At 62.1% G+C, this 7472-nt stretch carries 6 protein-coding genes and 1 pseudogene; 1 reads left to right on the top strand and 6 read right to left on the bottom strand.

Annotated elements, in window-relative coordinates:
• From WAO18_RS23040 to WAO18_RS23020, 5 genes and pseudogenes are all read right to left on the bottom strand, one after another.
• Nucleotides 1–356, bottom strand: a pseudogene (locus WAO18_RS23040) (hypothetical protein); the annotation flags it as partial.
• Nucleotide 357: 1 nt separating this feature from the next.
• On the bottom strand, nucleotides 358–2028 hold the full coding sequence (kdpA, locus tag WAO18_RS23035) for a potassium-transporting ATPase subunit KdpA (protein ID WP_422208545.1): 1671 nt from the start codon (nucleotides 2026–2028) through the stop codon (nucleotides 358–360).
• On the bottom strand, nucleotides 2028–2117 hold the full coding sequence (locus WAO18_RS23030) for a potassium-transporting ATPase subunit F (protein ID WP_422208544.1): 90 nt from the start codon (nucleotides 2115–2117) through the stop codon (nucleotides 2028–2030). Before WAO18_RS23030 ends, kdpA begins: the two co-directional genes overlap by 1 nt.
• 322 nt (nucleotides 2118–2439) lie before the next feature.
• Nucleotides 2440–3924: a sensor histidine kinase gene (locus WAO18_RS23025; protein WP_422208543.1), complete on the bottom strand. Its 1485-nt coding sequence runs from the start codon at nucleotides 3922–3924 to the stop codon at nucleotides 2440–2442.
• A 16-nt stretch (nucleotides 3925–3940) separates the two neighbouring features.
• Entirely contained in the window at nucleotides 3941–4714 is a 774-nt protein-coding gene (locus tag WAO18_RS23020; RefSeq protein WP_422208542.1) for a response regulator transcription factor, read from the bottom strand.
• A gap of 497 nt (nucleotides 4715–5211) precedes the next feature.
• Between WAO18_RS23020 and WAO18_RS23015 the strand changes: the two genes are divergently transcribed.
• On the top strand, nucleotides 5212–7026 hold the full coding sequence (locus WAO18_RS23015; protein ID WP_422208541.1) for a tetratricopeptide repeat protein: 1815 nt from the start codon (nucleotides 5212–5214) through the stop codon (nucleotides 7024–7026).
• Between the two features lie 228 nt (nucleotides 7027–7254).
• Here the strand turns inward: WAO18_RS23015 and WAO18_RS23010 are convergent.
• Nucleotides 7255–7472: WXG100 family type VII secretion target (locus WAO18_RS23010; RefSeq protein WP_422208540.1), on the bottom strand; the 218-nt coding region annotated here is incomplete at its 5' end.

Here is a 7472-nt window from a genome sequence, read left to right as displayed (position 1 = left end):
GCCTTGGACTTCCGCAAAGTATCGGCTTGTGCCTTGCCGCGCCCTTCAGCGACGGACTCTGCCAGGTTGCCGAAAAGGACTGTCAGCCAGAGCCAGAACACGATCAGCCAGCCAAACCACGACGACTCGCGGACAGTGAGGACCGTCGACCAGATGGCGCCGATTTCGACGAGGAACATCACCGGGTTGTGCCACAGGGTGCGCGGATCGAACTTGCGGATTGCCTCGGGCAGGGATTTTGCCAGCAGCGCGGGGTCGAGCAAGCCGCCTTCGACGCGCCCGCTCGATGCGTGGCCGCCTATGCGGTGGTGCGACGCGTGAGCCGCGTCGGTTTTGGAAGCCGCAGGCGTAGTCATGTCAGTGAATTCCTTCAGCGAGGGGCCCGAGTGCCAGAGCCGGCAGGAAGGTCAGGGCGCACAGAATGACCGTCACGGCCGCCACCAGACCGACGAACTGCGGCCGATGGGTCGGTAGCGTGCCCGGCGATTCAGGCGTATGACCTTGGCGCGCAAGTGATCCGGCTAGGGCCAGCACAAGGATCATCGGCAGGAACCTGGCGAACAACATGGCCAGGCCCAGCGCTGTGTTGTAGAACGTGGTGTTCGCCGACAGGCCGGCGAATGCAGAGCCGTTGTTGTTGGCCGCCGAGGTGAATCCGTAGAGCACTTCGGACAGGCCGTGTGGTCCGGTGTTGGCCATGCCGGACCGCGGGCCGGGCAACCCCATCGCGACGCCGGCACCGACCAGCACCAGCAATTCGGTCACCGGAAAATAGCTTGCCGCAAGCTTCATTTCGCGGGGCCTGATCTTCTTGCCGAGGTATTCCGGTGTGCGGCCGACCATCAGCCCGGCGACGAATACCGTGATGACGGCCATGATCAGCATGCCGTAGAGACCAGAGCCGACGCCGCCCGGCGCCACCTCACCGATCTGCATGTTGAACAGTTCGACCAGCCCACCGATGCTGGTGTACGAGTCATGTGCCGAGTCGACAGCGCCGGTCGAGGTGAGCGTGGTCGAAGCGGCGAATACCGAAGAGTCGGGAACACCGAAGCGCTGCTCGACACCTTCCAAGGCCCCGCCGACCGCGGTCGGCACCGTGCCGTGGTGCTGCACCTGCATCCACATCGTGATCGCCCAGCTCGTCGCTGCGAGGACAGCCATGACCGCGGCGATTGCGAAACCCTGCTTCTTGCTGTCGATCATGCGCCCGAAGGTGCGCGGCAGCGAGAAACTGATCGCGAGCAGTAGGAAGATCTCGACCCAGTTGGTGAACCTGTTCGGATTTTCGAAGGGGTGAGCGGAGTTTGCGTTGTAGAACCCGCCGCCGTTGGTGCCGAGTTCCTTGATGGCTTCCTGGCTGGCGACCGGCCCGCCGGTAATGGTTTGTTGCGCGCCGTTCAGCGTGGTCACGACCTGATCGTGCAAGTGAAAGTTCTCGATCGCGCCGCCCGCGACGAGCACAAGCGCGGCGATAAACGACAGCGGCAGCAGGATGCGCACGGTGCCCCGAACCAGATCCACCCAGAAGTTGCCTAGCTCAATGGTTTTGGTTCGCGCGAAGCCGCGAACCAGAGCTATCGCGACGGCCATGCCCACCGCGGCGGATACGAAGTTCTGCACGGCCAACCCGGCCATCTGCACCAGATGACCTTGCGTTGACTCACCGGAGTACGCCTGCCAGTTGGTGTTCGTCACGAAGCTGACTGCGGTGTTCCAGGCCAGCGCCGGCGTCATCGGGGTCGCCGGGTTGTGCAGGTGCAGTGGCAGCTTGCCCTGCAACAACTCGAAGAAGAACAGGAACAGCACGCTGACCGCCGAGAAAGCCAGCACGCTACGGGCGTAGGCGAACCAGGGCTGTTGGGCTTTGGGGTTGGCGCCGATGATCCGGTAGGCGAGCTTTTCGATCCGCCAGTCCCGCTCCGAGGTGTACACGCGATACATGTAATCGCCCAGCGGCACGTGGACTGCCACCAAAGCAAACACGAGCAAAGCGAGGAATGCGATCCCCGCGCCAGTTGTGCTCACTAGAACCTTTCCGGGAGGAACAGCGCAGCGACCAGGTAAACGGCAACTATCGCAGCGAGCACGAGGCCGACTATGTTTTCGAAGCTCACAGCTTTTCGACCAGCTTTTGCGCAATCCCCAGGACGGCGAACACTGCCACCGTCAGCAGGACGTAGGCAACCACGGCCATCGTTTCTCCGTTCGTGACAAGCCGGTCAGGTCGACCGGCGATCAAGTCTTGGTTCCGGCAAGCAATTTAGTCCTCGAAGATGAGGTCTGGATAGAAGCTAGGCGCGATCGATGTACAAAGCGCCGTCGCTAACGTTTTCTTTACAGCACGCCAACCGGATTTGGTTTGCGGAACAGGCACTTTCTATCCTTGACTAGCCTAGACGAGACTATTCAGCTTTGCTGAGATCGCTGTGATCCGGGCTACTCAACGAGTGGCAGACGCACCCGGAATGTGGTTTGGCCGCCGGAGGATTCGGCGCTGACCGTCCCGGCATGCGCTTTGACGATCGAGTCGACAATCGCGAGGCCGAGCCCGTTTCCCGAGCCGTCGTGCGGGGCGTCTTTCGCGCGCACGAATCGGTCGAAAAGATGGGGGAGTAGTTCCGGATCGATATCGGGCCCGTCATCGGCAACTGTCAGCTCGGCGTAAGGCGCTTCGTTTCCCGAGCGATGGCAGGCGATTCCGGTCGTCACCGTGACGCCGGGCGGGGTGTGCATCCAGCCGTTGGCCAGCAGATTGCTGATGAGTTGATGCAGTCGGTCGGAATCGCCGCGTACCCAGACCGGCTCGTCGGGCAGGTCTTTGAACCACTGGTGGGTGGGCGCTGCCACAGCGGCGTCGTTGACCGCATTGAGGACGATGTCACCCAGGTCGACATCTTCGGTGCGCAAATCTTCGCCCTCGCCCAACCGGGACAGCAGTAGGAGCTCGTCGACCAGCGAGGTCATCCGCCGGGCCTCCGACTCGATACGGGCCAGCGCGTATTCCGTCGTCGGTGGCAGCGCTGCGCTGTCCTGGCGGGTGAGCTCGGAGTAGCCCTGGATCGCTGCCAGTGGCGTGCGCAGTTCGTGGCTGGCGTCGGTGATGAATTGCCGCATGCGCCGGTCGGATTCGGCTCGATGAGTGAGCGCGCCATCGACGTTTTCCAGCAGTCGGTTCAAGGTGTGGCCGACAATTCCGACCTCGTTGTCTGGATCGGTGTCGTCCGATTGCACCCTGGCAGTGATGCGATGATCGTCGCCGGTCAGCGGTGTGCCCGCGACCTCTGCGGCGGTGACGGCGACCCGACGTAACGGGCGCAGCGCGTAGCCGACCACCAATGCGGTGAGGCCTGCCGTCACCAACAGCGCTGCTATCGAAAGTACTGTTGCACTGACGATTCGGCGGCTGATGGTCTTGTTGACCAAACCTAGTGAAACCCCAACCACAAGAACATCATTGGTGCCGGATTGTTGGCTGCTCACCCGGTATGGACCAAGCCTGCCGAGTTTTAACGTGCGTAACTCACCATCGCGCCAGTGCTGTTGCTTGATGGCCGCGACCACGTCGGGTCCACCGGGGCGTGGATCGTCCTCGTAAAACACGGCCGAACCGATCACATCGCCGTTGTGGACAACGGCGATGACGTTGCCCGCGTTCTGCCCGGTGAATCCCAACAAGGCTTGGCCTATGTCGCCATGATGGCCCGCGTCGCCGGCGCGGTACCTGGCGAACGAGTGATCCAGTGCGTCAAGAGATTCGGACACTTCGGCATCGTTCATCGCATTGACGTAGGCCCGCAGGCTCACCACGGAGATGACCCCGACCACCAAGACGACGATCGTGACCACCATCGAGACGCCGAGGACCAGCTGGTGACGCAATGTCCGTGGGCGCCACCACGGAGTGCTTGGGCGCCCGGTCATTTGCCTCATCTTGGCATTATGCGGGTGGGCGGAGCATGTACCCGACGCCGCGTACGGTGTGGATCATCGGCTCTCTGCCGGCGTCGATCTTCTTCCGTAGGTACGAGATGTACAGATCGACAATGCTGGTGCGTCCGGCGAAGTCGTAATTCCAGACACGGTCCAGAATTTCGGTGCGGGTCAGCGCCCGGCGTGGGTTGCGCATCAAGAAGCGCAACAACTCGAACTCGGTTGACGAGAGCGAAATCGGTGCGCCCGCACGGGTTACCTCGTGGCTCGCGCCGTCGAGGGTCAGGTCGCCGATGGTGAGGCTCTCCTCTGCCGGCGGAGCGAGGTGGCTGGATCGGCGGAGCAGGCCGCGTAAGCGCGCGACCAACTCCTCCAGGCTGAATGGCTTGGTCATGTAGTCGTCGGCGCCGGCGGTCAAGCCGGTCACCCGGTCCATCACCGAGTCTCGCGCAGTAAGAAACAGGGTGGGAGTGTAGGGGCCTGACTCGCGGATCCGCTGCAGGATCTGAAGGCCATCGATGTCGGGAAGCATGATGTCGAGGACGAGCACATCGGGCTCGACATCGTCGAACTTACTGACGGCTTCCCGGCCGTTGTGCGCGACCTCGACCGTCCAGCCCTCGTAGTGCAACGCCATCTTGACCAGGTTGGTCAAGGCCGGTTCGTCGTCGACCAGCAAAACCCGAATCGGGGATCCGTCGTCCCGGCAGATCCGTGGCAGCTGACCGAGGATGGCTTGACGTGGCCGCTGCTCACGTGCGGAACTCGACATAACCGCCATGCTCGTCAATTCTCCCTGCCACACACGGCGTTGTCACGAAGCTCATATCTTTCTCACATGTGCTGGCTATCTGGCTAACGACGGTGCGGGCCCGCGGATATGCGCTTTCCATGCATCTCATCGGTGCACCTGATATTTGTGGCCTCTCCAAAGCCGGGAAATACGGAGAAGTGAATGTTGACAACGTCTTTCATGACCATCCACTCGGAGATGCCTGTCGCTGCGGCCGGCGATCCTGTGGTGTCGCTCGTCAAGTCGCTCTGCGCTGCAACGCATTCGCAGGGTCGGCCGAACTACCAGGCAACGTCAGGGCCGACAGCGCGTTGAAATAGCGGGATCCTTGAACGATGACGTCATCCGTAAGATCGGCAAGCGCACCATCGCTGACGCTGACGAATTTTTAGCCGCAGCGCGAGGTGCACCTGCTATGCCTCGCCCGGCAAATACAGCGGACATCGGGTACCGTACCTGGCAATTCGGCACTGCGGGAGGGCGTCATGGCGGTCGCTGAGCCGATCATCGTCGTGCTCGGCCCGTGGTGTGGCGGCACGTCGGCCGTCGCCAAAGTGCTCCATCACCTCGGGGTGTTCATGGGCACTCGATTTGACGTGGGCGTTCGTGAGCTGGACGACACCTGGGAGGACTCGGATCTCAGCCAATTGTGTCGCAGGGCTTTTAGCGAGCCTGGTGGTCAGTTGCAAATGGATGCTCGTACCTTAAAGGCGAAACTTCGCAGTTGGGCCGACAACCATCGCCGTGCAGCCCACATCGCGGAACGCCGGCCCGGCGTGAAGCACCCCGTTCTTTGCGTTGCGGTTGATCGCATCCGTGACGCCTGGGGTCCGGTCGTGCCGGTTGTGGTAGACCGACCCGCGGCGAACATTGTGGCGTCGCTGAATCGACTTGGATGGTGGAAGGACGAGCAGGAACGGGCTGAGTCGACCGCTCAATTGATCGCCGCTCGCGACCTCTCGCTAGCCGGCGTCGCGACCGTGCGGGTCGATTTCGAGGCGCTTCGCTCCACCCCCGCCGTTGTGATCCGCCGCCTCGCCGACGAGCTGGGCCTCGAGATTACTGACGCTCAGTTTGAGACGGCCGTAAGCAGTGTGGTGCCTCAGGCTGACGTCCCTCGGGAGGTCGATCCTCACCAGCGGTTGATCGATCGCTTCCTGCTCCAAGCGGAAAGCAACCCCGACGATCCGCTACCCGTGCATATGCTGGCCCAGATCTATTTCAATATCGAAGACTTCATCAATGCGTCCAGGTACTCCGAGCGGCTGATCGAGATCGGCGCCGAGGACGAGGACATCTTCTTGGCGATGCTCCGGATTGCGCAGTCGCTGGAAAAACTCGATACGCCGTGGCTCGAGGTCCAGAACGCGTACATGCAAGCCTGGGAGTTTCGACCGACCCGCGCCGAGCCCTTCTATGGCATCGCCCGACACTATAGCGCCGAAAAGCGCTACCGACTCGGCTACCTATTCGCTGAACGCGCTGTCCAAATCCCGCTTCCCGCAGACGATATCATCATTCACGACCCAGCCATCTACGCCTGGCGCGCCATCGACGAGCAGGCGGTGTGCGCATCCGGGATCGGCAACCATCACGAGGCGTTCATCCTGTGCCGACGCCTACTGGCCCGGCCTGACATCCCTGACGATGACCGAAAAAGGATCGCGGCCAACCGCGACGTATCGGTTCCGGCCATGCTCGAAGCGACATCGTCATACCCAGAAGTGTTGGTGCGCAACCTCAGCCTAAGACCACGCAACGAAGCGGTCACAGTCAGCATGATCGCCGGACCGAACTGGGGCACCACCGCAGTGACACTGAACTCGTTTTTGCACTGCTGCCTTGATGTGGCACAGGTTGGACGCTTTCTGGTTTTCGATGACGGTCGATCACCCGAGGAACGCGCGATCCTGCACCAGCGCTACGCGTTTCTTGAGTTTGTCGAGGGCGCCGTCGGGGCCGAGCTTCGCGAACACGTTCGCGGACGCCATTGGCTGCATCTGGACCACGGCTGGCAGTTCTTTGCCCCCGACAGCTACATCGCCCGGCTCACCGCGATCCTCGACGCCGAATCTCGGGTCTTCCAGGTGGGAATCAACCTCGCCGACGCTACTAAGCTCAACGGCGCCAGCGCCCCCGAGAAAACGGTACGCCGGACACCGGATGGCGGCCGCTACGTCCTGACTGGACTGATGGCCGACGGTCCGGCGATGTTCGACACCGAACGACTGGATCGGGCTGACAGCACAGCCGCTACCGCAACTCTCGACGAAGTCCTGTGCATCAATTGCCTTGATTAGGGCCTTTTTTGGAGATTATCCTGCTCGTCGGCCAAAGCTGAATCGACTCCGGTCCGGAGGCAGCGGAGGATCCCGACCGCCCAATGAATAATGGGTAAGGAGATGTGCCGCGCCGAATCGGACTGTGCTCGAACGGGGTTCCCGCATTCGCCGATGGACGACTAGCCCCCGGAAAAGGTTGTGGCCCGCACACCGGTGGGTGTGCGGGCCACAGGAGTTGGGTGGGTGTTAGGCCCAGCTGGAGCCGACGGCGGAGTCCGTCGAGCTCATGTTGTTGCCGGCGGTCTGCACCTTTTGGCCGTGGCTGTTGGCTTGTTCATAGATCACCTGGAAGTTGCGGCCCAACTGGGTGATGAACTCCTGGCAGGCCACCGAACCCGAGCCGCCCCAGAAGTCACCGGCAGCCAGCACATCGCGCACGATGGCCTGGTGCTCGGCCTCCAAGG

Origin of the sequence: Mycobacterium sp. (assembly GCF_049278535.1) — a bacterium.
Taxonomy (GTDB): domain Bacteria; phylum Actinomycetota; class Actinomycetes; order Mycobacteriales; family Mycobacteriaceae; genus Mycobacterium.
The sequence above is the reverse complement of the archived record's forward strand: the minus strand, read 5'-3'. Positions and strand labels throughout refer to the sequence as shown.

Coding starts and splice junctions, on each gene's coding strand:
- WAO18_RS23025 (WP_422208543.1), bottom strand. CDS start 3,924: ATGACCGGGCGCCCAAGCACTCCGTGGTGGCGCCCACGGACATTGCGT.
- WAO18_RS23020 (WP_422208542.1), bottom strand. CDS start 4,714: ATGGCGGTTATGTCGAGTTCCGCACGTGAGCAGCGGCCACGTCAAGCC.
- WAO18_RS23015 (WP_422208541.1), top strand. CDS start 5,212: ATGGCGGTCGCTGAGCCGATCATCGTCGTGCTCGGCCCGTGGTGTGGC.